Origin of the sequence: Thauera terpenica 58Eu (assembly GCF_000443165.1) — a bacterium.
Classification (GTDB): Bacteria; Pseudomonadota; Gammaproteobacteria; order Burkholderiales; family Rhodocyclaceae; genus Thauera; species Thauera terpenica.
Genome location: NZ_ATJV01000043.1, coordinates 60197 through 84245, shown reverse-complemented (window position 1 = coordinate 84245; position 24049 = coordinate 60197). Strand labels below are relative to the sequence as shown.

16 protein-coding genes are annotated in these 24049 nt (G+C 65.1%); 7 read left to right on the top strand and 9 right to left on the bottom strand.

What is annotated here, in order from left to right; all coding sequences use genetic code 11:
• Nucleotides 1-23: 23 nt before the first annotated feature.
• The 3 genes from rfbC to M622_RS25350 form a co-directional block, all read right to left on the bottom strand.
• A complete protein-coding gene (gene rfbC, locus M622_RS25360) occupies nt 24-566 on the bottom strand; it encodes a dTDP-4-dehydrorhamnose 3,5-epimerase (RefSeq protein ID WP_021248382.1) in 543 nt (180 codons plus the stop codon).
• Nucleotides 563-1441, bottom strand: coding sequence for a glucose-1-phosphate thymidylyltransferase RfbA (rfbA, locus tag M622_RS25355; protein WP_021248381.1), 879 nt, complete (start codon nt 1439-1441; stop codon nt 563-565). The genes rfbC and rfbA overlap by 4 nt, the downstream gene beginning before the upstream one ends.
• 101 nt (nt 1442-1542) lie before the next feature.
• Complete coding sequence (locus M622_RS25350; protein WP_021248380.1) at nt 1543-5136, bottom strand: VanZ family protein; 3594 nt, start codon at nt 5134-5136, stop codon at nt 1543-1545.
• A gap of 107 nt (nt 5137-5243) precedes the next feature.
• Here M622_RS25350 and M622_RS25345 point away from each other — a divergent pair, with 107 nt between their 5' ends.
• A complete protein-coding gene (locus M622_RS25345; RefSeq protein WP_052028681.1) occupies nt 5244-5651 on the top strand; it encodes a hypothetical protein in 408 nt (135 codons plus the stop codon).
• A gap of 10 nt (nt 5652-5661) precedes the next feature.
• On the opposite strand, the gene M622_RS25340 is transcribed toward M622_RS25345, so the two are convergent.
• A complete protein-coding gene (locus M622_RS25340) occupies nt 5662-6906 on the bottom strand; it encodes a pyridoxal-dependent decarboxylase, exosortase A system-associated (protein ID WP_031346405.1) in 1245 nt (414 codons plus the stop codon).
• A gap of 55 nt (nt 6907-6961) precedes the next feature.
• Nucleotides 6962-8566: an acyl-CoA ligase (AMP-forming), exosortase A system-associated gene (locus M622_RS25335; RefSeq protein WP_021248377.1), complete on the bottom strand. Its 1605-nt coding sequence runs from the start codon at nt 8564-8566 to the stop codon at nt 6962-6964.
• A 114-nt stretch (nt 8567-8680) separates the two neighbouring features.
• On the opposite strand from M622_RS25335, the gene M622_RS25330 reads away from it, so the two are divergent.
• Nucleotides 8681-8932 carry a phosphopantetheine-binding protein gene (locus M622_RS25330; protein ID WP_031346403.1) on the top strand — a complete coding sequence of 84 codons (252 nt, stop codon included), beginning with the start codon at nt 8681-8683 and terminating at the stop codon, nt 8930-8932.
• Between the two features lie 49 nt (nt 8933-8981).
• Here M622_RS25330 and M622_RS25325 read toward each other — a convergent pair whose 3' ends face one another.
• Complete coding sequence (locus M622_RS25325) at nt 8982-10718, bottom strand: SLC13 family permease (RefSeq protein WP_021248375.1); 1737 nt, start codon at nt 10716-10718, stop codon at nt 8982-8984.
• A gap of 482 nt (nt 10719-11200) precedes the next feature.
• On the opposite strand from M622_RS25325, the gene ampD reads away from it, so the two are divergent.
• Complete coding sequence (gene ampD, locus M622_RS25320) at nt 11201-11719, top strand: 1,6-anhydro-N-acetylmuramyl-L-alanine amidase AmpD (RefSeq protein ID WP_021248374.1); 519 nt, start codon at nt 11201-11203, stop codon at nt 11717-11719.
• A gap of 333 nt (nt 11720-12052) precedes the next feature.
• The gene (locus M622_RS25315) at nt 12053-12928 is read left to right on the top strand and encodes a lytic transglycosylase domain-containing protein (protein ID WP_021248373.1); all 876 of its coding nucleotides are present in this window, start codon (nt 12053-12055) and stop codon (nt 12926-12928) included.
• Nucleotide 12929: 1 nt separating this feature from the next.
• Here the strand turns inward: M622_RS25315 and M622_RS25310 are convergent, their stop codons facing one another.
• Nucleotides 12930-14102, bottom strand: a complete 1173-nt coding sequence (locus M622_RS25310) for a pyridoxal phosphate-dependent aminotransferase (protein ID WP_021248372.1) — start codon at nt 14100-14102, stop codon at nt 12930-12932.
• Nucleotides 14103-14259: 157 nt separating this feature from the next.
• Nucleotides 14260-16107, bottom strand: coding sequence for a phosphoenolpyruvate carboxykinase (GTP) (locus M622_RS25305; protein ID WP_021248371.1), 1848 nt, complete (start codon nt 16105-16107; stop codon nt 14260-14262).
• A gap of 416 nt (nt 16108-16523) precedes the next feature.
• On the opposite strand from M622_RS25305, the gene M622_RS25300 reads away from it, so the two are divergent.
• Both M622_RS25300 and pbpG read left to right on the top strand, forming a co-directional pair.
• Nucleotides 16524-18797, top strand: coding sequence for an NADP-dependent malic enzyme (locus M622_RS25300; RefSeq protein WP_021248370.1), 2274 nt, complete (start codon nt 16524-16526; stop codon nt 18795-18797).
• Between the two features lie 249 nt (nt 18798-19046).
• The gene (gene pbpG, locus M622_RS25295) at nt 19047-20159 is read left to right on the top strand and encodes a D-alanyl-D-alanine endopeptidase (protein ID WP_021248369.1); all 1113 of its coding nucleotides are present in this window, start codon (nt 19047-19049) and stop codon (nt 20157-20159) included.
• Between the two features lie 7 nt (nt 20160-20166).
• On the opposite strand, the gene M622_RS25290 is transcribed toward pbpG, so the two are convergent.
• Entirely contained in the window at nt 20167-20964 is a 798-nt protein-coding gene (locus M622_RS25290; protein WP_021248368.1) for an IclR family transcriptional regulator, read from the bottom strand.
• A gap of 234 nt (nt 20965-21198) precedes the next feature.
• Here M622_RS25290 and M622_RS25285 point away from each other — a divergent pair, with 234 nt between their 5' ends.
• Nucleotides 21199-24048: a monovalent cation/H+ antiporter subunit A gene (locus M622_RS25285; RefSeq protein WP_021248367.1), complete on the top strand. Its 2850-nt coding sequence runs from the start codon at nt 21199-21201 to the stop codon at nt 24046-24048.
• Nucleotide 24049: the final 1 nt, after the last annotated feature.

Sequence of the window (24049 nt, the reverse complement as noted above, 5' to 3'; positions counted from 1 at the left end):
CGCGGGGAATGTGGTGCTGAGCTTCACGAATGAGCTTGTACAAGATCCCGCAGCGTTGGCAGCCCGGTGTCCTTCCCTGACAGGCTGGGCTGAGCAATCGGCCAGGGTATCGCCACCTCCGGATCGTTCCAGATCAGCCCGCCCTCATCTTCGGGAAAGTAGAAGTCGGTGCATTTGTACTCGAAGTCTGCCACCGCGCTGATCACGCAGAACCCATGTGCGTAGCCCGCTGGAATCCATAGCTGGCGGTGATTGTCGTCGCTGAGTTCGACCCCCACGTAGCGGCCGAAAGTCGGCGATTTCGGGTTGATATCCACCGCCACGTCATACACCGCGCCGCGGCTCACCCGCACCAGCTTGCCCTGCGGCCGGGTCTTCTGGAAATGCAGCCCGCGCAATACGCCGCGCTGTGAGCGCGAGTGGTTGTCCTGCACGAAGGGCTGGGTGATGCCGATTTCGTGGTAACGCTCGACCTGGAAGGTTTCAATGAAGAAACCGCGGGCGTCGCCGAAGACCTTGGGCTCGATGATGAGCACGCCGGGCAGGGCGGTTTCGATGAGCTTCATGCGGCGGGGCGCTCCTTGAGGATGCGCAACAGGTACTGGCCGTAGCCGGTCTTGCTCAGCTTGTTGGCTTCGTGCGCGAGCTTGTCGGCGCTCAGCCAGCCCTGGCGGTAGGCGATTTCTTCCAGGCAGGCCACTTTCAGCCCCTGGCGCGCCTCGATGGTCTGGATGAACTGGCTGGCTTCCATCAGCGATTCGTGGGTGCCGGTGTCCAGCCAGGCAAAGCCGCGTCCGAGCAGGCTGACGTGCAGGTTGCCGCGCTGCAGGTAGGCGTTGTTGACGTCGGTGATCTCGAGTTCGCCACGGGGCGAGGGCTTGATCTGGCGGGCGATGTCGATGACGTCGTTGTCGTAGAAGTAGAGGCCGGTGACGGCGTAGTTCGACTTCGGCTGGCTGGGCTTTTCTGCGATGGAGATGGCCTTTCCCGCCGTGTCGAACTCGACCACGCCAAAGCGCTCGGGGTCGTTGACGTGGTAGCCGAACACGGTCGCGCCCTTCCGGCCGACCGCGGCTTGTCGCAGCATGGCGCTGAAACCATAGCCGTAGAAAATGTTGTCGCCCAGGATGAGGCAGACGTCGTCATCACCGATGAAGTCTTCGCCGATCAGGAAGGCCTGCGCAAGTCCGTCGGGCGAGGGCTGTTCGGCGTAGCTGAGCGTGATGCCGAAGTCGCTGCCGTCACCGAGCAGTTTGCGAAAATTGGGCAGGTCGTCGGGCGTGGAGATGACGAGGATGTCGCGAATCCCGGCCAGCATCAGCACCGAGAGCGGATAGTAGATCATCGGCTTGTCGTAGATGGGCAGCAACTGCTTCGAGACGCCGCGCGTGATCGGATGCAGTCGCGTGCCGGAGCCGCCGGCGAGGATGATGCCTTTCATTCGGTACTCCCGGGTAGTAATGGGCATTGTGGACCGCAAGCCATGACGGCGCCGTGAATTATGGCACTGCACATAAGGTCTGGCCCGGATCGGCGTGGTTTTCAGCCGCCAAGTCGGTGCAGCGTGCGGCTTTCGCCTTCGATGATCTCCACCGTCAGCCCGCGCTCGCCGGCTACGAACCACCAGCGTGTTGTGCGCTGCGGGCCGATGATCTCGGCGCCAACACGCTTGCCATCCTCCAGGCGGCGCACGCTGGCCTGCGCCTTCTCGCCGGTGAGGGTCGGCAGCATCACGACCAGAAACTGGTCCGCCTCGGCTTCGCTGGCGGGCATCAGTTCGATGCGCCAGTTGCCCGGTTCGGGCAGGCCGGGGCCGGTCTTTTTCATCTCCTGCTGCACCGTGCCGCCGTTGTCGTAGTTCTTGCCGTCTACGAAGAACTCGAAGCCAGGCCCGCCGATGAGGTTGAGCAGCGGCACTTTCGGCAGCAGGACCTGGCCGCTCAGTTGCCCGCCGCGGTGGCCGGGCTGAGTGGTGGCGGGGATGAAGACGCTGAAGCTGTCCTGGCCGATGACGGGCAGGTCGATGGCGTGCAGCAGCCAGCGTTTGCGAAAGCCGGCGTCGCTGGCGACGACGTCGTCGAACACCACGATGGCGTCGTTGGTGCGGTCGTAGCCGAACACCCGCCACATGCGTTCGACGCGTTTCGTGCGGTGGGCGAAGCTGCCGCGGCCGGACTGGCTGTTGGTGTAGGCCGGGGTGAGGTCGGCGACGGCAGCGACGATGTCATCCTGGTCCAGGTGGGCGACGATGTTGCCGCTGTGATAGGTGTCGCGGCGCTTGTCCCATTGCTCGCGGTCCAGTGGCGCGGCCTCCACCCCCCAGCCCGAACCGATACGGCGCTGGCCACCGTCGTTGGCGTAGTGGCGCGGGTTGCCGATGTCGAAGCCGGGGCCGGGCTGGAGGTCGTCGGGGTCGGTGACGGTGACGAGGTTGTGGGCGATGCTCTGGTAGGCGTAGTTCATGTGGTGGTCGGAGCCATAAGGCCGCCCGTAGAGCCCACTGTCGATGGCGAGGGCGCCGCCCTTGTAGATGGTGAATGCGCCCTGGTCGAGATGGCTGTGCGACCAGTAGTTGTCGCCCGCCTTGAAAGTGAGGTAGGTCGCGTCCGGCGACCAGTTGCTGCGTGCGACCAGCATGCCGATGCCGTCGAACAATTGCGACAGCGGCAGGCGCTCCGTTGCGTGGGGGTCGATGAGGCTGTTGTCGGACAGCGGCCCCCAGGGCCAGGCGGTGGGCAGCAGGTCTTGTGCGGGCGGCGCCAGGCTGTAGGCCGCGGCATGGCGCAGTTCGAGCGCGAGCGCGACGGCGTCGGGCGCAGGGCGCAGGAAGTTGGAGCCATCCCCCCAGCGGTAATGGCTGCCGTCCGGGCGCGTGCGATGGACGAGAAAGTCCAGAAAGCCGCGAATGCCGGGTTCGGACTGGATGAGGTCCTCGCCGGTGGCGAAGCGCCACATCGCCGGCAAGGTGTAGATGGCCTGGCCGATGCCGATGCCGACGTACTCGCCACCTTCGTGCCAGCCGCCCGCGCGCCCCATGATCTGGCGCCACACCGGCAGTACGCGCTGCTTCCACAGTTCGTGGGTGAAGGCCATGTAGGCGTCGCCGCGCGGGTGGTCGCGGTAAAGCGCGATCGAGCACGCCATCAGCGCCTGCAGCGGGGCGTTGTACAGGTAGACGTTGTAGGGTGAGAGCTGCTCCTTGCGGATCACCTCGATGACGTAGTCGCAGCCCTGCGCCAGCTTGTCGCGCAAGGCCTCACGCTCGGCCAGGCTCCATTGGTCGTACAGCCAGTCATAGGCCAGCGCCAGGGGCTTGACCTGATCCTGGCCGCGCTCCCAGAAGTGCAACTCCATCAGCTTGGCGTGGGTGCGGGCGAGGTCGACGCTGCCGGGGCGCAGGCGCGCGGCGAGGATGGCGGCGTCGATGGCGTTGGGGTTGCTGCGCGCGGCGTAGAAGATGGGGTCGATGTGCTTGCGCTTGTGGGTGAGCAGCAGCTCGATGTCGCCCGGGGTGGGGTGGGGCAGGCGCGGGCGGGCGAAGCGGAAGCCGGGCAGGGCTGCGGCGGGCAGGGCTGCGGGCGGCGGGTAGCTGAGCGTGGCTGCGTTGATGGCGCCAGCCGGTGGCGTGGACGGCACAGTCGTGATGACGACGATGAAGAGCGCGAGAACGGGCAGGGCTCCACCCAGCAGCAGCGCCCGCCAGCGCGAGGTGGCTGCTGCGCTGACGGGCGCGGCGGCCGATTCGGTGGGCAATGCAGCGCGCTGCGTGTTGGCCATATTGCTGGCTCCGTCACGCAGCACGCGCTCGACCAGCCAGTGCAGCACGGCGGCGCTTGCGGCGGCGATGAGGAGGTTGGTCGGGTCTGGCCGCTGTCCGACCGCGAAGAGCTTGAGCACTTCGATGCCCAGGCACAGCAGCAGCGCAGCGAGGACGGTGAGCGCGCGCGTCGTGCCAGGCTGAGTGCGCCATGCCAGGGCGCTCGCCATGCCCAGCGGGGCATAGGTGCCGGCGACGAACAACAGGCTGCGCAGGGCCACCGTTTCGCTGGTGTAGTAGTGATAGTAGAAGGGCAGGAAACGCAGGCCGTCGAGCTTCTCCAGCGCGGCCCAGGTGGGCTGCAACTGCAGTGGAAGCAGGCCATTGAGCGCCAGCGCGAGCGCGAGGTAGAGGGGCAGCAGGGCCAGAAGGGCAAGACGCAGCCGCTGCGGCCGCCACAGCAGCCAGCGCGGCGACGCCGCATGCGCCAGCACCACGCCCCAGGCCACGCCCAGACTGCGGGTGAAGATGGAGATGATCTGTGTGTTGCCCGAGGCCAGCACGATCTGCACGCCCTCGATGGTCGCGCCCAGCACTGTGCCCGCCACCAGGCCCCAGATGACTGTCCTGATGGGAGAGGGGGTGGGCGCCGCGTCTGGCCGGTGTGGCATGCGCCAGCCGAGCGCGAGCAAGATACCAAAGGGCAGCACCAGCAGCGCCTCAACCAGCAGCTTTACGCCACAGGTGAGGCTGCTGCCGCAAGCCAGTCCAGGGCCGATGCTGAAGCTGTCGGGCTTGGCGAACTTGGCGCCGAGCTCCGCCCCTGAAACCAGGAAGTCATACGGGAAGAAGCTCAGCCCCAGATAGCCGATCGCGTAGAGCGCGAGCAGCGCACGCAGGCTGCTCGCGCCGCCGTGGATGAAGCGCTCCCACATCGCCGCGATACGTCGCCCGGCCATGAACCACGTCAGCGTACCGAGCGCGGTGCCCAGGCCCTCGGCGAGCAAGTCATTGAGCGACACCGTGCGTGGCGGGAAGAACAGCTGCAGGTATTCGATACCCGCCGCCAGCGCCAGGCAGGCGCCCAGCATCAGCGCGAGCAGCAGCGTGCGCAGCGTCCTTGTCAGTCGGCTGGCCCACACCGCACCGGTGACGAAGTAGGCGAGCACCAGGTAGAGCAGGATGTTCGCCACCCAGTCGGCTCGCGAGCCCACGCCCAGGTCCAGCCAGGGAGTGTTCACAAAGTACTGCCAGGCGTCAGGGCGGGCTTTGTATTCGAGCGGCACCAGGCTGCCATAGGCGACAAACAGCGCCCACAGGATGGCAAGCCTTGCATGCGGCCAGGCGAGCGAGCGTTGTGCTGAGGGTGTGATACTCATGGTCTCGGTCTATATTTTTTCTGCATTGACTGCAATTGTCGTATGTGCTGCGGCAAACTGCGAATCCGAAGCCTTGTCGCGCGGTTCAACCTTGGATGGGAGTGATCATGAAGATTTCTGGCGTAATGGCAGGTGTGTTGTTGCTCGGCGGTGTTGGCCTTGCGGGACAGGCGGCGGCAGCGTGCAGCGGCACAGCGCTGGACGTGACGCAGCTGAGCGCTAAATTTTCCGGCAACACGGTGTGCGCTCAGCGCGCTGGCGATCGCTGGCAGGAGTATCACCAGGGAACGGGCAGCGGAGACCTCATCGACTGGAAGATGGGGCCGGGGCATGCCGTCGACCCGTCCAAGCAGGTCGGTACCTGGTCGGCGACGAACACTGGCATGGCTTATGACTACGGTTCGGGTGGGCAGTACACGTATCAGGTTTTCGATAACAACGACGGCACTTACAGCTTCTGCAATGGGGCCGAAATGGCGGTGACGGTGCGCAGCGGCCAGGGCGCTTGCCCCTGATCGCAAGGCCTCACACCAGCACTTCCACCACTTCCGGATGGCTCAGGAAAGCCCGTGGGCTGGCGCTGGCGCCATAGGCGCCGGACTGGAACACCACCACCAGGTCGCCCGGCTGCGCTTCGGGCAGGGCCATGCGGTCGGCAAGCAGGTCGAGCGGCGTGCATAGCGGGCCCACCACCGACACCGTATCGCCTGCGGGCTGGTCCATGCGGTTGCCGATGGCGACCGGGTAGTTCTTGCGGATGACCTGACCAAAGTTGCCGCTGGCCGACAGGTGGTGGTGCAGGCCACCGTCAGTGACCAGGTAGGTGTGGCCACGCGATAGCTTGCGGTCGATGACGCGGCACACATACAGCCCGGCTTCACCCACCAGGTAGCGGCCGAGCTCGATCACCAGCTCGGCTTGCGGCAGCTTGTGTGCAGCTTCCGTGAGCAGTTGGGCAAGGTTGTCGGCGACCGGCGCGAGCTCGAGCCGGGTTTCGCCGGGGAAGTAGGGGATGCCGAAGCCGCCGCCGAGGTTCAGAAAGCGCACTGGCGCGGGAGCGGAGTCGGCCAGGCGCAGGGCGAGCTCGAAGCTTTGCCGTTGAGCCTCGACGATGGCCTCGGCCTTGAGGTTCTGCGAACCCGCGAAAATGTGAAATCCTTCGAAGTTCAGCCCCAGGCGCTTGATCTGCGTCAGCAGCTCGGGCACCTGCTCAGCATCGACGCCAAACGGCTTTGGCCCGCCGCCCATCTTCATCGCCGAGCTGCGCAGCTCGAAATCCGGATTCACCCGCACGGCCACCCGGGCCGGCAGTCCCAGCGCTTGTGAGGCCTGTGCGAGCGGGGCGAGCTCACGGAAGGACTCCACATTCACCAGGATGCCGGCGGCGACGGCCTGGTGCAGTTCCGCGTCACGTTTGCCGGGGCCGGCGAAGCTGATCTCCTGCGGATCCGCGCCGGCGTCCAGCGCCACGCGCAGTTCGCCGGCCGAGGCGACGTCGATGCCGTCCACCAGCGTGCTCATCAGACCCACCAGCGCCGGCATGGGATTGGCCTTCATCGCGTAATGCAGCTTGATGCCGGCAGGTAGCGCCGCCCTCAACTCGGCGACGCGGCGTCCGAGCAGGCCACGGTCGTAGGCGTAGAAGGGTGTCTGGCCGACGCGCGCGGCGAGGCGCGAGAGCGGCAGGCCGCCCACGATCAGCTCACCGTCAAGAGTGGGAAAGGCGTCCATCGGGGCATGGACCGGTGCGGGTTTGCTGGCGCTGCTCATGGGGCGGGGTTTCTCGATTCGACCATCGTTTTCGTGGTTCAAGCCTGAGCCAGGCTCAGCCGGCCTGGGCTGCAGCGGCAAGTGCCTTGCGGTCGATCTTGCCGTTGGGGTTGCGCGGCAGTGGGCCTGCGTGCGCTTCGATACGTGCGGGGACCATGTAGGCCGGCATGCGGCTGCGGCAGGCAGCAAGCAGCGCGGCGCTGTCCACCGCGCCGCTGGCAGGGGGCGTGACCACGACCGTGATGCTGTGACCGAGGCTGTCGTGAGCAACACCGAAGGCGGCACATTCGCCAACCAGCCCGGTGGCGTAAACGATCTCTTCCACTTCGGTGGGGCTGACGCGGTAGCCGGAGGTCTTGATCATCTCGTCGCGGCGGCCAATGAAGTACAGGAAACCCTCTTCGTCGCGGCGCACGGTGTCGCCCGAGAACACCGCGATCTCGGGCAGCACCAGGCCGGCTGCGCCGCCCGGCGCCTGCGTGGGCAGGGGGCGGAAGCGCTCGGCGGTGCGGTCGACATCGTTCCAGTAGCCCATCGCCACCAGCGCACCGCGCTGCACCAGTTCGCCGGGTTCGTTGGCCGCACATTCGCTGCCGTCCGCGCGCAACACCATGACCTCGGCGTTGGGAATGGCCTTGCCGATCGAATCCGGCCGGCGATCGAGCTCTTCCGGCGCCAGATAGGTGGCACGAAAGGCTTCGGTGAGGCCATACATCAGGAAAGGGCGGGTGTGCGGCAGTTGCGCGCGCAGACGCTGCAAAGTGTCGAGCGGCATGCGTCCGCCAGTGTTGGCGATGTAGCGCAGGTGGGTGCCGATGTCCTCGGGCCAGGACAGCTGCGCGAGCTGGATCCACAGCGGCGGCACCGCGGTGAGGCCGGTGACGCGTTCGCGCGCGATCGCCTTGAGCACGTCACGCGGCAGCAGATAGTTGAGCAGCACCACGCGCGCGCCGACGTGAAAGGCGCTGGTGAGCTGCGAGAAGCCGGCATCAAAGGACAGCGGCAGGGCGGCGAGCAGGCTGTCGTGCGCGTGGTTGCCGAGGTATTGCGCGACGCTCTTCGCCCCGGTCACCATGTTGCGATGCGACAGCACCACGCCCTTGGGGCGGCCGGTGCTGCCCGAGGTGTACAGGATGGCGGCCATGTCGGCGTCGATGACGCGATGAGCTGGGCGCGCGGGCGCGGCCAGCAGCGCGTCCCAGCCGTGCAGCGATACCCCACTCAGCTCCGGCACGGCCGCCGGCGCGCCGGTCAGCACCACGTGGCGCAGATCGTGGCAGCCTGCCAGGGTGTCGCGCAAGGTGGCCAGGCGCTCCGCGCTGGTGACGAGCACACGCACATTGCAGTCGCGCAGGATGTGGCCGACCTGATCGGGCTTGAGGATGGGGTTGACCGGCACGAAGACGGCACCCGCCGCGCTCGTGCCGAAGGCAGCGACGACGAATTCAGCGCGTTTGTCGAGGTAGATCGCGACCCGTTCGGCGCGCGCCAGACCGAGCGCGATGAGTCCGGCCGCCGCCGCCTGGCAGGCGGCGTGTACGCTCGCATAGCTCAGGTGCTGGGTGCCTGCGCTGAGCGCGATGCGCTCGCCGTCACGCTCGGCGGCGGCGGTGACGAGGTGGTGCAGCAGATCGCTGGGGCAAGGGACAGGGTTCAACATGCAGGTTTGAAGGCGAGGCACAATCATTGCTCAAGTCCGGAAGTATAATGCGGGCCGGCCAGGGCACCCGGATTGCTGTGGTGCCTGCGAGATTGCGTAAGGGAGACGGTGTTCTTGGATATTCAAAAAGAAGTGTTGTCCTTACTCGACGAGGTGCTCAGCCTCGACGGCCGCGCGCTGGCGTTCGATGCCGATACGCCGCTGCTGGGCAGTGTCGCCGAACTCGACTCGATGGCGGTGATCGCGGTCATTCAGGAAATCGAGCTGCGCTTCGACATCATCGTGCCCGATGACGAGGTCGACGGCAGCTCCTTTGCCACCGTGGGCTCGGTGGTGGAATTCGTCACCCGTCTGAACGCGCACTGACTGGCCGTCTTGTTGGCTGAATGAGCGCGCGCCCTTGCGGGCGGCTCGTTCACGCCGGCTGGAGCGGAAACACCAGCGGCACCAGCGCCAGCACACCGAGCGAATACGCCAGGCTGACGGGTAGGCCCGCGCGCAGGAAGTCGCGCATGCGATAGCGCCCCGCCGAATACACCATGAGGTGGGTCTGATAGCCGAAAGGGATCAGGAAACCGGCGCTCGCGCCGTAAGCCACGATCATGACGAAGGGCGTCGGATCGACGCCGAAGGCGCGCGCCGTCCCCAGTGCAATCGGAAACGCGAGCGCGGCTGCGGCGTTATTGGTGATCAGTTCGGTCAGGGTCAGGGTGATCAGATACACCCCGACCAGGGCGCCATACACCCCGTAACCGTCGAACAGGCTGCGCATCCAGCCCGCCATCAGTGCGGCCGCGCCCGAGCGTTCGAGGACCCCGGCAATGGTCAGCGCCGAGCCGATCACCACCATGATCTCGAACGGAAAGCGGCGCCGTACTTCGCCCAGGGTGAGCAGTCCGCTCACCAGCAGCGCTGCGAACAGGATCAGCAGGCCGTTGAACAGCGGCAGGTACTCGAGCGCGGACAGCAGGATGACGCTGGCGAAGCCTGTGAGCGCGAAGCTGCTCTGCGCTGAGCTCATGCGTGGGCGCACTCCGGCGCCGTTGAGCACGTGGAAGTTGCGGTCGAGGTTGCGATGCTGGAAGAAGTCCGGCCCCGCGGCCAGCAGCAGGCTGTCACCGATGCGCAGCGGGATGCGCCCCAGTTGTCCGGTGAGGCGCTTGTCACCGCGCCGGATGCCGACCACGCCGGCATCGAACATGGTGCGGAAGTCCATGTCGCGCACGGTGCGATTCGCCAGTTCCGACTCATTGGAGATGACGACTTCGATGAGGTTGGACTTGAGCAGTGCGTCCGCGCCCACGCCGAACACCTGCAGGCCCGCAAAGCGTTGCAGCGCCTGCACCTTGTCGACCGCACCGGTGAATACGAGCACATCCCCCGCCTGCAGAACCTCCGCCGGTCCTACCGGCGAGATCAGGCGTTCCTTGCGTGCGATCTCGACCAGGAACAGGCCTTCGAGATTGCGCAGGCAGTTGTCCTCGATGCTGCGCCCGATCAGGGGCGAGCCGGCCGTGACGCGGGCCTCGAGGAAGTAGGCGGTGCGCGACTCGGCGTCGCTCGCGGCATTGGCCGGCAGCGTCCGGCTGCTGAGGGCCATGACGGCGATGCACAGCAGCGCCACCGGCAGGCCGACGAGGGTGAACTGGAACATCTGCAGCGCAGGCAATCCGGCTTCGACGGCGAAGGAATTGACCACCAGGTTGGTCGAGGTCCCCACCAGGGTGGTGATGCCGCCAAGGATGGAGGCGTAGGAAAGCGGGATCAGCAGCTTTGAGGGCGGATGCAGGCGCTGCTTCGAGATCGGGCCGAGCAGGGCGCCGACCACCGCGGTGTTGTTCATGAAGGCGGAGATCAGGGCGGTGACGCTGCCCAGCTTCAGCGTCGCACGGCGCCGGCTGCCCTGCAGCAGGGAGGCGGACAGGCGATCGAGCAGCGGCGAACGTTCGAGGGCGAGTGAGACCAGCAGCAGCAGGATCAGCGTGGCCAGGGCCGTGTTGGTGAAGTTGGACAGGAAGGCCTGCTGACTGCTGAGGCCGAGCAGGGTGTAGCCACCTGCCCAGGTCGCGAACAGGATGGCTGGGCCGAAGCGGCCGTGGATGAGTAGACCGAGCAGGACGGCGATCGAGGCGAGGACGAGATAGGCCGTCATGTGGATTCTGGTGTGATGCGCAGCAGGCAGGCGAGAGTGTCGGCGCGGACGGCTGGGCCTCTTGGCCCGGACTTGTTTGCGCCCTGGAACACCTGCGGTCGGATGCAGGTGCATGCGCTGCGCCCTATTCTATCGACAGCCGAGCTGCTGCGGTGGCGCGGAACACGGAGATGGAGAGCGGGGCACGGGCGCCTGCACTCCATCTCCGTGGGGCGCGATCTTGCCGCGCCGTGGGGAGATCGGCCGCCGGGCGTGATTGCTGCAATGCAGCATCTGCGTGGCGAGAATTGAGCTGTCGGGGGGCTGGTTTCGTCTGGTGGCGCTTTTCCGGTTCGGTTTTCGTGGCCTGAAGCTGTTTGCTGGGGCCTGGGCGTGAAGCTCGGTGGCCCTCGCTCAGCGGGCCGGACCCGGTTGGCCAGACGGGGACTTGCTGTTAGGGTCCACCGTCGCCTGCACAGGGCGAAGCCCTTCGACCGACGACCGTGAGCCTCTTCCTTCCGTCCCCCAATTTTGATCACCGCCCGCCGGGTGTGCGCGTGCGCCTGATCGTGGTGCACGCGATCAGCCTGCCGCCGGAGCAGTTCGGCGGCCCGGGTGTGGCGCAGTTGTTCACCAACTCCCTGCCCTGTGCAAGCCACCCTTACTACGACACCATCCGCCATCTGCGGGTATCGGCGCATTACTTCATCCGTCGCGATGGTTTACTGATCCGTTTCGTCGATCCGGACCTCCGTGCCTGGCATGCGGGGGTGTCGTGCTGGAACGGGCAGCAGCGCTGCAATGACTTCTCCATCGGCATTGAACTGGAGGGCTGCGACGCCCAGAAATTCGAGATTGCCCAATATGAGCAACTTGCCCGTCTGGTCCTTATGCTGAAAAAACGTTACCCGATCGAGGGTGTCGTGGGGCACTCGGAGATTGCGCCAGGCCGTAAAACCGACCCTGGCCCTGGCTTCGATTGGGCGCAGTTCGAGCGCTGTCTGCAGCAAGTCGGAGATTGATTTCGGGCTGGGCAGCGCATTCAGGTTTTGACAAAATGTTTGCGGACCAATAAAGTTCGCCCCGTGTTGCTCTGCAGCATTTTTATTCATCAATCGATTTCGGTGCGGCGCCTTCCCTTCGGGGAGACGCAGTTTCATGGACGTACGCACCGCGCAGTCCGTTGTTTCGTTGCGACGATGGGCTTGAACACCTACTTGTGACCGAGCGTTACTGCACTCGGCCGAGGTTTATCCGCCCCGGTTGAGTCGGCTTCTGCACACCATGCGGAAGCGCTGGATGGCCGACCACGCCGATCCAGCTGCAGCCGCCCTGGTCGCAGCATGGAGGACACCATGAAACAAGCAACCCGAATCAACACGCTCGCGCGTCAAGCGAGCGGAGCCATGTTCAGCATTGCACACGGCACCGTTCTTTCCCTGGGTCTGATGGGCATGGCCTACGTCGTCGGCGAGAACAGCGCGCCGATCGCAGTCAGCTATGCCGACACCCGGGCAGCGTCCAAGGCCGGGCCCACAGTCGGCGAAGCCGCAATGGCGCTGAGCGTCGCGGATCGCGCCCAGCCCAGTCTGCTTGCGCCGCGTCAGGCGACGCCGGGCCTTAGCATCCCTGCCCGTGCCACCTCTTCCGCCGCGCTGCGGGCGCTGGGCACGCCTGGCTTCGGGCTTGACGGTAGCGCCGATGGTCTGGCCGCAGAAGAGGACGAAGGGCTGTCGCCCGAAATGGCGCGTGTGCGCGACTGGATTTCGGACACCTATCGCGTCTCCGGCCCGGCGCTGGAGCCGGCCTTGATGGCCGCCGAGGATTCAGCCGAAGAGCACGGTTTCGACCCCTTGCTGATCGTCGCCATCATGGCGGTCGAATCCAGCTTCAATCCGCGTGCGGTCAGCACGATGGGGGCGCAGGGCCTGATGCAGGTCATTCCGCGCTATCACGAGGACAAGATCGGCAAGCGCCAGGGCCGGTACGCCTTGTTCGATCCTGAGCTCAATGTTCGGGTCGGCACCCTGGTGTTGCAGGAGGGCGTGCAGCGCTACGGCAGCCTGCAACGTGCGCTGCAGTACTACAACGGCTCGCTCAAGGATCCGCATGCGCGCTACACGCGCAAGGTGATGGCGGTCAAGAAGCGCCTGGTCACTGCTTCCGGGCGCGAGTTGCTGGTGCAGAACCAGAATAAGGCCAGGGCCGAGGTGCTCGCCGCCGCGAGCTGAGTCAAAGCTGCAGCCGTGCGATGCGCTCCACGGCCTCGAGCAGACGCTCGCGCCGCGTGGTGTAGGCAATGCGCAGATGCTGACGCGGCAGGTGATGACCAAAATCCAGTCCCGGCGTGGCCGCCACCCCCGCTTCTTCGATCAGGCGGCGGGCCAGACTTTCGGCGTCTGCGGCAATGTCCGAGACGTCGGCATAGATGTAAAACGCGCCCTGCGGCTCGGCCGCGACGCGAAAGCCGAGGCTGCGCAGTGCGGGCAGCAGGGTGTCGCGACGAGCGCCGAACTCCTTCCGCCGTGCTTCCAGGATGGCCAGCGTATCGGGCTGGAAGGCCGCCAGTGCGGCGTGTTGTGCCGGGGTGGAGGGCGAGATGAAGAAATGTTGCGCGAGCTTTTCGATGTCGCGCACCAGGCCTTCGGGTGCCACCAGCCAGCCCAGGCGCCAGCCTGTCATGCCGAAATACTTCGAGAAGCTGTTCACCACGAAGAGGTCGTCGGCCGCGTTGAGGCGCGGATCGGCGAGGGCCGTCGTCGCTTCGACGCCGTAGCTCAGGCCCTGGTAGATCTCGTCGACGATCAGCACGCCGCCACGGGCGTGCGTCACCGTGTGCAGGGCGGCGATTTCACTGACGCTGAGCAAGGTGCCGGTGGGGTTTGACGGGCTTGCCACCATCAGCCCCCGGCTGCGTTCACACCAGGCGGCGTCGACCTGCGTCGGTGTGGGCTGGTAGCGTGTGGCCGCATCCACCGCCAGGCTGCGTGCGCGGCCCTCGAAGCTGCGCACCAGGTGGCGGTTGGAGGGATAGCCCGGATCGGGCAGCAGCCACTCATCGCCCGGATCGGTCGTTGCCGCTAGCGCCAGGATGAGGGCGCCGGAGGCGCCGGCGGTGACGACGATGCGTTCGGGTGCGACCTCGGCGCCGAAGCGCTCGAGGTAGAAGCCCGAGATCGCTGCGCGCAAGGCCGGCAGGCCCAGGCCGGGAGTGTAATGCACGTCGCCGTCGGCGATGAAACGCGTGGCAGCGTCGATGATGGGCTGGGGCGTGGGGAAATCGGGCTCACCGACTTCCATGTGGATGATGTTGCGCCCCTGGGCTTCGAGCTCGCGCGCGCGGCGCAGCAGCTCCATGACGTGGAAGGGCTGGATGTCCTGGACGCGGCGCGAACGCTGAAGCATCTCTGCGATCCTCTGTGGGGCTCAAGGGCGAGCCAAGACCGGCCGGCTTTTTTGCCCGTGAGTGTTGTCTGAAAAAACAAAAGCGCCGTCGAGCGGCGCTTTTGCGATGTGGCTCCTGTGCGTGAAGCGCAGTGCTTCAGGGCTCAGTCGGGGGAGCTCAGTCGGCGTTCAGTGCCAGCTCGAACAGTTCGCGCTTCAGCTCCAGCTCGCGCGGCAGGCGGTCCTGCAACTTGTCGAACCATTCCTTGTGCGATTCGAGCTCGGTACGCCAGGCATCGGCGTCAACCTGGATGAGGGCGTCGAACTCGGCGCGGCTGACGTCGGCACCGTTCCAGTCCAGATCCTCGAAGCGCGGCATCCAGCCCAGCGCGGTCTCCTTGGCTGCGATCTTGCCGCGGCAGCGATCGACGATCCACTTCAGGACGCGCATGTTGTCGCCAAAGCCGGGCCACATGAATTCGCCCTGCTCATTGAGGCGGAACCAGTTCACGCAGAAGATCTTGGGTGTGTCTTCCACCGTATGGCCCATCTTCAGCCAGTGGTTGAAGTAGTCGCCCATGTGGTAGCCGCAGAAGGGCAGCATGGCGAAGGGGTCGCGACGCACCACGCCCTGCGCGCCAAAGGCGGCGGCGGTGGTTTCCGAGCCCAGGGTTGCGGCCATGTAGACGCCGAAGTTCCAGTTGAAGGCCTGGTACACCAGCGGCACGGTGGTGGCGCGACGGCCACCGAAGATGAAGGCCGAAATCGGCACGCCGGCGGGGTCTTCCCAGGCTGGATCGACCGACGGGCACTGATTCGCGGGGGCAGTGAAACGCGCGTTCGGGTGTGCGGCCTTGCGCTTGGTTTCAGCAGCGATCTCCGGCGTCCAGTCCTTGCCCTGCCAGTCGATCAGGTGAGCGGGCGCTTCCTTGGTCATGCCTTCCCACCACACGTCGCCGTCGTCGGTGAGCGCGACGTTGGTGAAGATGATGTTTTCCTTCAAGGTCGCCATGGCGTTGAAGTTGGTTTTTTCGGAGGTGCCGGGAGCGACGCCGAAATAGCCGTATTCGGGGTTGATGGCGCGGAACTTGCCATCCGGGCCGGGCTTGATCCAGGCGATGTCGTCGCCGACGGTGGTGATCTTCCAGCCGTCGAAGCTCTTCGGCGGGATCAGCATGGCAAAGTTGGTCTTGCCGCAGGCCGAGGGGAAGGCGGCAGCGACGTAGGTCTTCTCGCCTTGCGGTGACTCGACGCCGAGGATCAGCATGTGCTCGGCCAGCCAGCCCTCGTCACGCGCCATGGTGGAGGCGATGCGCAGCGCGAAGCACTTCTTGCCCAGCAAGGCGTTGCCGCCGTAGCCCGAGCCGTAGGACCAGATCTCGCGCGTCTCGGGGAAGTGCACGATGTATTTGGTGGTCGGGTTGCACGGCCAGCGGCTGTCGGGCTCGCCCTGGCCAAGCGGGGCGCCGACCGAATGCACGCAGGGCACGAAGGCGCCGTCGGTGCCGAGCACTTCGATTGCGCCCTTGCCCATGCGCGTCATGATGCGCATGTTGGTGACGACGTAGGGGCTGTCGGAGATCTCGACGCCGATATGGGCGATCGGGCTACCGAGTGGACCCATCGAGAACGGAATGACGTACATCGTGCGCCCACGCATCGCGCCCTTGAACAAGCCGTTCAGGGTCTCGCGCATGACTTCGGGCTCTTCCCAGTTGTTGGTCGGGCCAGCGTCGCCCTTGTCCTGCGAGCAGATGAAGGTGCGGTCTTCGACGCGGGCGACGTCAGACGGGTCTGAGCAGGCGAGGTAGGAGTTCTTGCGCTTTTCCGGATTGAGCTTGATCAGCATCCCGGAATCGACCATCTCGGCGCACAGGCGATCGTATTCTTCCTGCGACCCGTCGCACCATACGACACGGTCCGGCTCGGTGAGTGCGGCGATCTCGCCGACCCACTGCTTCAGGCCTTCGTGGCGGACGTAGTCGGGGGCAGCGGCAATGGCCGCCTGGGCGTGGTTCAAAGACATGTGTACAGCTCTCCCGTGCTGTGATGCGAAACCATGCCCGTCGGTCGGCCATCGTTGAAGCAGGCTGTTGCCTGGCCGGCGGGCTGCTTGGGGCGCCGATCATGGCGCACCGATGTCCGCCTGCGACTCAGCCGAAGACAAGTCGCAGCCGGTGAAAGCCCGGAATTATGCCATGACCCGGTGGTGCTCATGAAGGCGGTCGTAACTATCGCTGTGCGCAGGCGCGGCTATGATGATGGAGCGGAGTGCTGATTCTCCATTTCACATTGCAGGCGTGTTTTTCGTAATGCGAAAGATGGGTGTTTCACGGTATTCTTCGCAGCTTCGCGCAAGAGTCGTTGGCCTGCTCAGTCGTCGGGAGCGGTCGGCGGCGCGTGATGCGCACACCAACCCGCAGACGAGACAGGAAAGAGACCATGGATGAACTGATCCGCAGCGCCGCCCTCGACTATCACCGCTATCCGCGCCCGGGCAAGATCTCGGTCACGCCGACCAAGGTGCTGTCCAACCAGCGTGACCTGTCGCTGGCTTATTCACCGGGTGTGGCCGCTGCGTGCGACGCCATCGTCGAGGACCCCGCGCAGGCGGCTGAACTTACCGCACGCTCCAACCTGATCGGTGTCATCACCAATGGCACGGCGGTGCTGGGCCTGGGCAACATCGGCCCGCTCGCGGCCAAGCCGGTGATGGAAGGCAAGGGCGTGCTGTTCAAGAAGTTCGCCGGCATCGATGTGTTCGATCTGGAGGTCGACGAGAACGATCCCGACAAGCTGATCGACATGATCGCCGCGCTCGAGCCGACCTTCGGCGGCATCAACCTTGAAGATATCAAGGCCCCCGAGTGTTTCTACATCGAGAGCAAGCTGCGCGAGCGCATGAAGATTCCGGTCTTTCATGATGATCAGCACGGCACCGCGATCGTCGTCGGCGCGGCCATCCTCAATGGCATGCACTTGCAGGGCAAGGATCTGAAGACGGTCAAGGTGGTGACTTCAGGTGCCGGTGCGGCGGCGCTCGCCTGCCTGCGCCTGCTCGAGAAGCTGGGGGTGCCGGTCGAGAACATCTGGGTGAGTGATATCGAAGGTGTGGTGTACGAAGGCCGCACGGTGTTGATGGACCCGATCAAGGCGCGTTATGCGAAGGCGACCGAGGCGCGCAAGCTGGGCGAGATCATGGAAGGGGCGGACGTCTTCCTCGGTCTGTCGGCGGGCGGCGTGGTGAAGCCCGAGATGGTGGCCAGGATGGCGCCCAGGCCGATGATCCTCGCGCTCGCCAATCCGACCCCGGAGATCCTGCCCGAGGCGGTGAAGGCGGTGCGCGATGACGCGCTCATCGCCACCGGGCGTTCGGACTATCCGAATCAGGTCAACAACGTGCTGTGCTTCCCCTTCATCTTCCGCGGTGCGCTGGATGTGGGCGCGACCACCATCTCCGACGAGATGCAGCTGGCGGCGGTGAAGGCGATCGCCGAGCTGGCACGCGTCGAACAGAGCGACATCGTCGCCGCCGCCTATGGTGAGAAGGTAGGCGGCTTCGGCCCCGACTACATCATCCCGCGCCCCTTCGATCCACGCCTGATCGTCAAGATCGCGCCCGCGGTGGCGGTGGCAGCGATGGCCTCGGGGGTGGCGACGCGCCCGATCACCGATTGGGATGCGTACCGCGCGCAGCTGAACAACTTCGTGTGGCATTCGGGCATGATCATGAAGCCGGTGTTCGCCGCAGCGCACATGGAGCCGAAGCGCATCATCTTCTCCGAGGGCGAATCCGAGAAGGTGTTGCGTGCGGTGCAGACGGTGGTGGATGAGGGGTTGGCGCGTCCGATCCTGATTGGCCGCCCCGACATCGTGAAGGCGAACATCGAGCGTTTCGGTTTGCGCATCGTCGCCGAGCGTGACTACGAGTTGGTCAATCCCGACTCCGATCCGCGCTTCAACCAGTTGTGGCAGCACTACCACGGACTGATGGAGCGCCAAGGTGTTTCGGTCGAGTATGCGAAAAAGGAAGTGCGTCGACGCACCACCTTGATCGGCACCTTGCTGCTCAAGTTCGGTTATGGCGATGGCCTGATCTGCGGCACCTACGGCATGCACCGCCTGCATCGCGAGTTCGTCGAGGTCGTGCTCGGTCGGCGTCCGGGGGTGGACAACCTGTATACGGTGAATGTGCTGAGCCTGCCCGGGCGCACCCTGTTCCTCGCCGATACCTACGTCAACTACGATCCCAGCGCAGCGCAGATCGTCGAGATGACCCTGCTCGCGGCGGAGGAGATGAAGCGTTTCGGCGTCACGCCGCGTGTTGCCTTGCTCTCGCACTCGTCTTTCGGGTCGGCCGATTCGCCCACCGCAGAGAAGATGCGCATGGCCCTGCGTTTGCTGCACGAACATCACCCCGAACTGGAGGTGGAGGGTGAAATGCACGGTGACTCTGCACTCGATGCCCGCCATCGGTTGCAGATCTTCCCCAATGCCAGGATGCGCGAAGATGCGAATCTGCTCATTTTCCCGACCCTGGATGCGGCCAACATTGCCTTCAACCTGCTCAAGAATGCGGCGGGCGAGGGCATGACGGTGGGCCCCATCCTGCTCGGTGCGGCCAAGCCGGTGCACATCCTGACGCCGTCAGCCACGGTGCGGCGCATCATCAACATGACCGCGCTGACGGTCGTCGAGGCTGGTCAGAGAGGCTGATCGTCGGCAGCGGCAGCGTGTCTCACACCCGCCCCCTCAGCGAGGGTGGGTGTGATGAATGATGACGATGACGGCGCACCTGTTTCCTCACGGCACCACCGCAGTGGATTTTTTTGTTTCAGACGATGCCGCCCGCCGGCATTCATGTAACAATTTACTCAGACCGTGTGAATCCGCTTCAAACATCCGCGCTATGTGCTTATTTTTCTTGTAAGTTCAGGCTAGGACTTCTGGGTTGCCTCCTCCGCCATGACGCCACGTTCCCTGCTTGTTGCCGCCTTGTTCGGCTTGTCGATGTTACAGCCGCTCGCCAACCTCGCCGAGGCCGCTGCCAGCCCGGCTGCAGGAGCGAGTGCCAAGCCCGCAGCCAAAAAACCGATTGCGAAAACAGTTGCGCAAAAGAAGAAGGCGGCGCTGAAGTCGTCGACGCGCAAGACGGTGCGCAAAGCCAGGGCGGGATCGGCCACGAGCAAGGCACGTCGCCTCTCGGTGCGCCTGGCGCCGGCGGCGGCGGGTGCCAGTGCGGCCCTCGTGGCGCCGGCGGCGGCGGCGGAAGACGTCGCCCTGACCCTGGACGCGGGCGGCATGCCCGAGCTGGGTTCGAGCGCGTTCTATGTCATCAACTCGACCAATGGCGAAGTGCTCCTTGAGCGCAATGCAAGCGCGGTGGTGCCGATCGCATCCATCACCAAGCTGATGACGGCGATGGTGGCGCTCGATGCCGGACAGAGCCTGTCCGAGCTGATGACGATTTCGCGAGATGACATCGACACGCTCAAGGGCACGGGCTCGCGTCTTTCGATCGGCACCACCTTGTCGCGCGAGGAGATGCTCAACCTTGCGCTGATGTCTTCCGAAAACCGTGCGGCGTCTGCGCTGGCGCGTTATTACCCGGGCGGTGAGCAGGCCTTCATCGAGGCGATGAACGTCAAGGCGCGCTTGCTGGGGTTGTGGAACACCCGCTTTCACGACAGCACCGGCCTCAATCCGGCCAACGTCTCCAGTCCGCGCGACCTGGCGAAGATGGTGTCGGCTGCTGCGGCCTATCCCTTGATTCGCGAGTTCTCGACCGCGCCCGAGCGCCATGTGGATGTGCGCGGGCGGCTGACGCGCTTCGGCAATACCAATGGGCTGGTGAAAAGCCCGGAGTGGTCGATCAGCGTATCCAAGACCGGTTACATCTCGGAGGCAGGGCGCTGCCTGGTGATGCAGACCTGGTTGCATCAACAGCCGGTGGTGATGGTGCTGATGGATTCAAACGGGCGTTACACACGTACCGCAGACGCGAAGCGGGTGCGCAAGTGGATCGAGCAATCAGCGACCCAGCGTGTCGCTGCAGCCCCCGTCCGGCGCGAAGGCTGAGCCCTCCTCAGGCGTGCTCGGGCAGGTAGCCGAGGGCGCGCGAGATCTCGTTTGCGGTCTCGCGCACCAGGGGCGCCCAGTCGGGATTGAAGCGTTCCGACGGCGTGGACAGCGAAATCCCCGCGATCAGCTTGCCATGGTCGTCACGGATGCCGGCGGCGATGCAGCGAACGCCCGCCTCGACCTCGTCCAGATCGAAGCTCACGCCATGACGGCGCACGCGATCGAGTTCCTTTTCCAGTGCTGGCAGGCTGACGATGGATGCGGGCGTGGACGCCGGCAAGCCGGTGCGGCGAGCATATTCGCGAATGCGCTCAAGGCCGTCTTCGACCAGGAACAGCTTGCCGGTGGCGGTCGTGTGCAGCGGCGCGCGTGCGCCGACAATGTGCACCACGCGCACCGAGGAGCGTCCGCTCGAGGTGCGGTCCACATAGACGATCTCGTCGTTGGCGCGGATGCCCAGGTTGACGCTCTCGCCGGTGGCCGCGTGCAGCTTGAGCATCATCGGCATCGCGGTGTCACGCAAGGAGATGCGCGACTTCACCAGGCTACCCAACTCCAGCAGGCGGATCCCGAGCCGGTAGATGCCCGCGTCGGTGCGATCAACGAAACCGCTTTGGGTCATGGCGCCGAGGATGCGGTGCGCGGTCGACGGGTGAAGCCCGGTCTCCAGTGCGAGCTGCTTCAAGGTCACCGGATCGGGATGTTGCGCGAGCACATCCAGCAGCTTCATCATGCGATCGATGACCTGAATGGGGTTCTTGCCTTCGGCGACGGGAGCAGGATCGATCTTCTTGGCGGGCACGATGAGATTTGAAGTGAGCAGGAAATGCCGAAGCTTGAATCTTACGCGGACGGTCTGATTTCGCCTAATGAAACGAGGTGCCGTTTTGCGGCAATGTGCCAGCCCGGATATACTTTGGCCGCAACAGACCCAGCGCTTGCTGGCTGGCGTAATGTATGCGTCTGAGCTTGTCGCCGCGCGCTGTGCGCACAAGACTCCCGCGCAAGACCCAATGAGCAAGGCCTGGAATTTTCAATGAGTCTTCTGCTGATCGTGCTGCTGCCTTTTCTCGGCGCGCTATTGCCGGCGTTGATGATTCGCGCCGGGCGCACGGCCTGCGCGACGACGACATTCAGCTTCAGTCTGATCGCACTTGCGCTGCTCTTGTCGCACAGCTCGGCGGTGTTGAATGGCGAAGTGGTGCACGCGAGCTGGGAATGGTTGCCGGGGCTCGGTCTCAATGCCAATTTCATGCTCGACGGCCTGGGCTTCTTCTTCGCCGGGCTGATCCTGGGCATTGGTTTGCTGATCATCGTCTACGCGCGCTTCTATCTGGCAAAAGACGATCCGATGGGCAGCTTTTACGCCTATCTGCTGCTTTTCCAGGGCGCAATGCTGGGCATCGTGCTGTCGGACAACATCCTGTTGTTGCTCGTGTTCTGGGAGCTCACCAGCCTGTCGTCCTTTTTGCTCATCGGTTACTGGAAGCACCTGCCCGAAGGCCGGCAGGGCGCGCGCATGGCGCTGACCGTGACCGGTGCCGGCGGCCTGGCAATGATCGCCGGCATGCTGATCCTGGGCGAGATTGCAGGTTCCTACGATCTGTCCGAGATCCTGCTGGCGCGCGAGGCGATCCAGGCCTCGCCCCTCTACCTGCCCGCGCTGGTGCTGATCCTGATCGGCTGCTTCACCAAGAGCGCGCAGTTCCCCTTCCACTTCTGGCTGCCACAGGCCATGGCAGCGCCGACGCCGGTTTCGGCCTACCTGCACTCGGCGACCATGGTGAAGGCAGGCCTCTTCCTGATGGCGCGCATGTGGCCCGTGCTGGCGGGCACGCCGGAGTGGTTCTACATCGTCGCCACCACCGGCCTGGTGACCATGCTGCTTGGCGCCGTGATTGCCCTGTTCAAGGATGACCTGAAGGGCTTGCTGGCTTTTTCCACCGTCAGCCATCTCGGGCTGGTGACCATGTTGCTCGGGTTCGGCACGCCGCTGGCGGCGGTTGCAGCGGTGTTCCACATCCTCAATCACGCCATCTTCAAGGCGGCCTTGTTCATGAATGCCGGCATCGTCGATCACGAGACCGGCACCCGCCACATTCCGCACCTGGGCGGCTTGCTGCAGGTGATGCCGATCACCGCCACCCTGGCCATGGTGGCGGCGGCATCGATGGCGGGCCTGCCGCCCCTGAACGGTTTTCTGTCCAAGGAAATGATGCTGCACGAGGCCGTGTCGACCGCATGGCTGGGCTCGGACTGGGTGGTGGCGGCGATGGCGACCCTGGCCGCGTGCTTCTCGGTTGCCTATGCGCTGCGTTACGTCGGACATGTGTTTTTCGGCAGGACGCGCAGCGAGCTGCCGCACACGCCGCACGACCCGCCGCTCGGCATGTGGCTGCCGCCGGCGCTGTTGGTGGTGCTCGTGGTGCTGATCGGCCTTTTCCCCGATCCCGTCGCCGGCCCGCTGGTGGCGAGTGTGTCGCGGGTGGTGACCGGGGGCGAGGTGATGGATTACCACCTCGCGCTCTGGCATGGCTTCACCCCGGCGCTCGGGCTGAGTGCGATTGCCGTCGTTTGCGGCTTCTTCATGCTGAAGGCCTACCCGCGCGTGCGGGCGATATGGGCTGCCGGACCACATCCTGAAGCGCGCCTGATGTTTCGCTCCACGATCTCCTTTGCCGTCGAACTGGCGCAAGCGATCACCCAAGGTCTGCATAACGGTGCGCTGCCGCGTTATCTGGCGTTCATGATCGCCACCGCACTGCTGCTGGGGATTTCGGCCTTTATCGGCGGCAGCCACGAGGCCGGGCAGCGCCCCTTGCTCGAGGCGAATCTGGCAACGGTGATGGTGTGGCTGATGCTCGTGGGGGGCTGCCTGACGGTGCTTCTGCATCACCACGAGCGTATCGTCGGCCTGATTGCGGTGGGTATTGTCGGCCTTGTGGTGTCGGTGGCTTTCGTTTATCTGTCGGCGCCGGACCTGGCTTTGACACAGATCTCGGTCGAGGTGGTCACGGTCGTGCTGATGTTGCTGGCGCTGAACTTTCTGCCCAAGGACACGCCGCGCGAGAGCAGTGGGGCGAGGCGCCTGCGTGATGGCTCGCTGGCAGTGGCGTCCGGGCTCGGGATCGGAGGCTTGGCGTGGGCGGTGCTCACGCGAGACTTCGAGACCCTGTCGGGCTACTACCTCGAGCAGTCCGTGCCTGGCGGCGGTGGCACCAACGTGGTCAACGTCATCCTCGTCGACTTCCGCGGCTTCGATACTTTTGGCGAGATCATCGTGCTCGGCATCGCTGCACTCACCATCTATGCGCTGCTCGATGGCGTGATGCGCGGCGCGGTGCAGCGCAAGCTGGTGGCGTGGGTGCCGGATCAGGCACGCTCCGCGGATCGCCATCCGATGATGCTGGTGGTGGCCACGCGCGTGGGGCTGCCGCTGGCGTTGGTGGTGGGCGTGTTCATTTTCCTGCGCGGCCACAACGTGCCGGGCGGCGGCTTCATCGCCGGACTGCTGGTGGCGATTGCGCTCATCGTGCAGTACATGGCGAGCGGTTTCAGCTGGGCAGCGCAGCGCATGAAAATCGACTACCACGGCCTCATCGGCAGCGGGGTATTGGTGGCCGCGCTGACCGGCCTGGGGGCCTGGGTTGCCGGCTATCCCTTCCTCACCAGCACGGTGTGGCATCTGTCGCTGCCGCTGCTGGGTGAGGTGCATGTTGCGTCGGCGATGTTCTTCGACACCGGGGTGTTTCTGGTGGTCGTGGGGGCGACGATGCTGGCGCTTGCCAATCTCTCGCGCATCGCGCGGCGTGCCGAATATCTGCCCGTGAATGCCGAGCCCATGGATATCGATCCCTCGCTGCAATCCCACTCCGGACAAGGCTGAC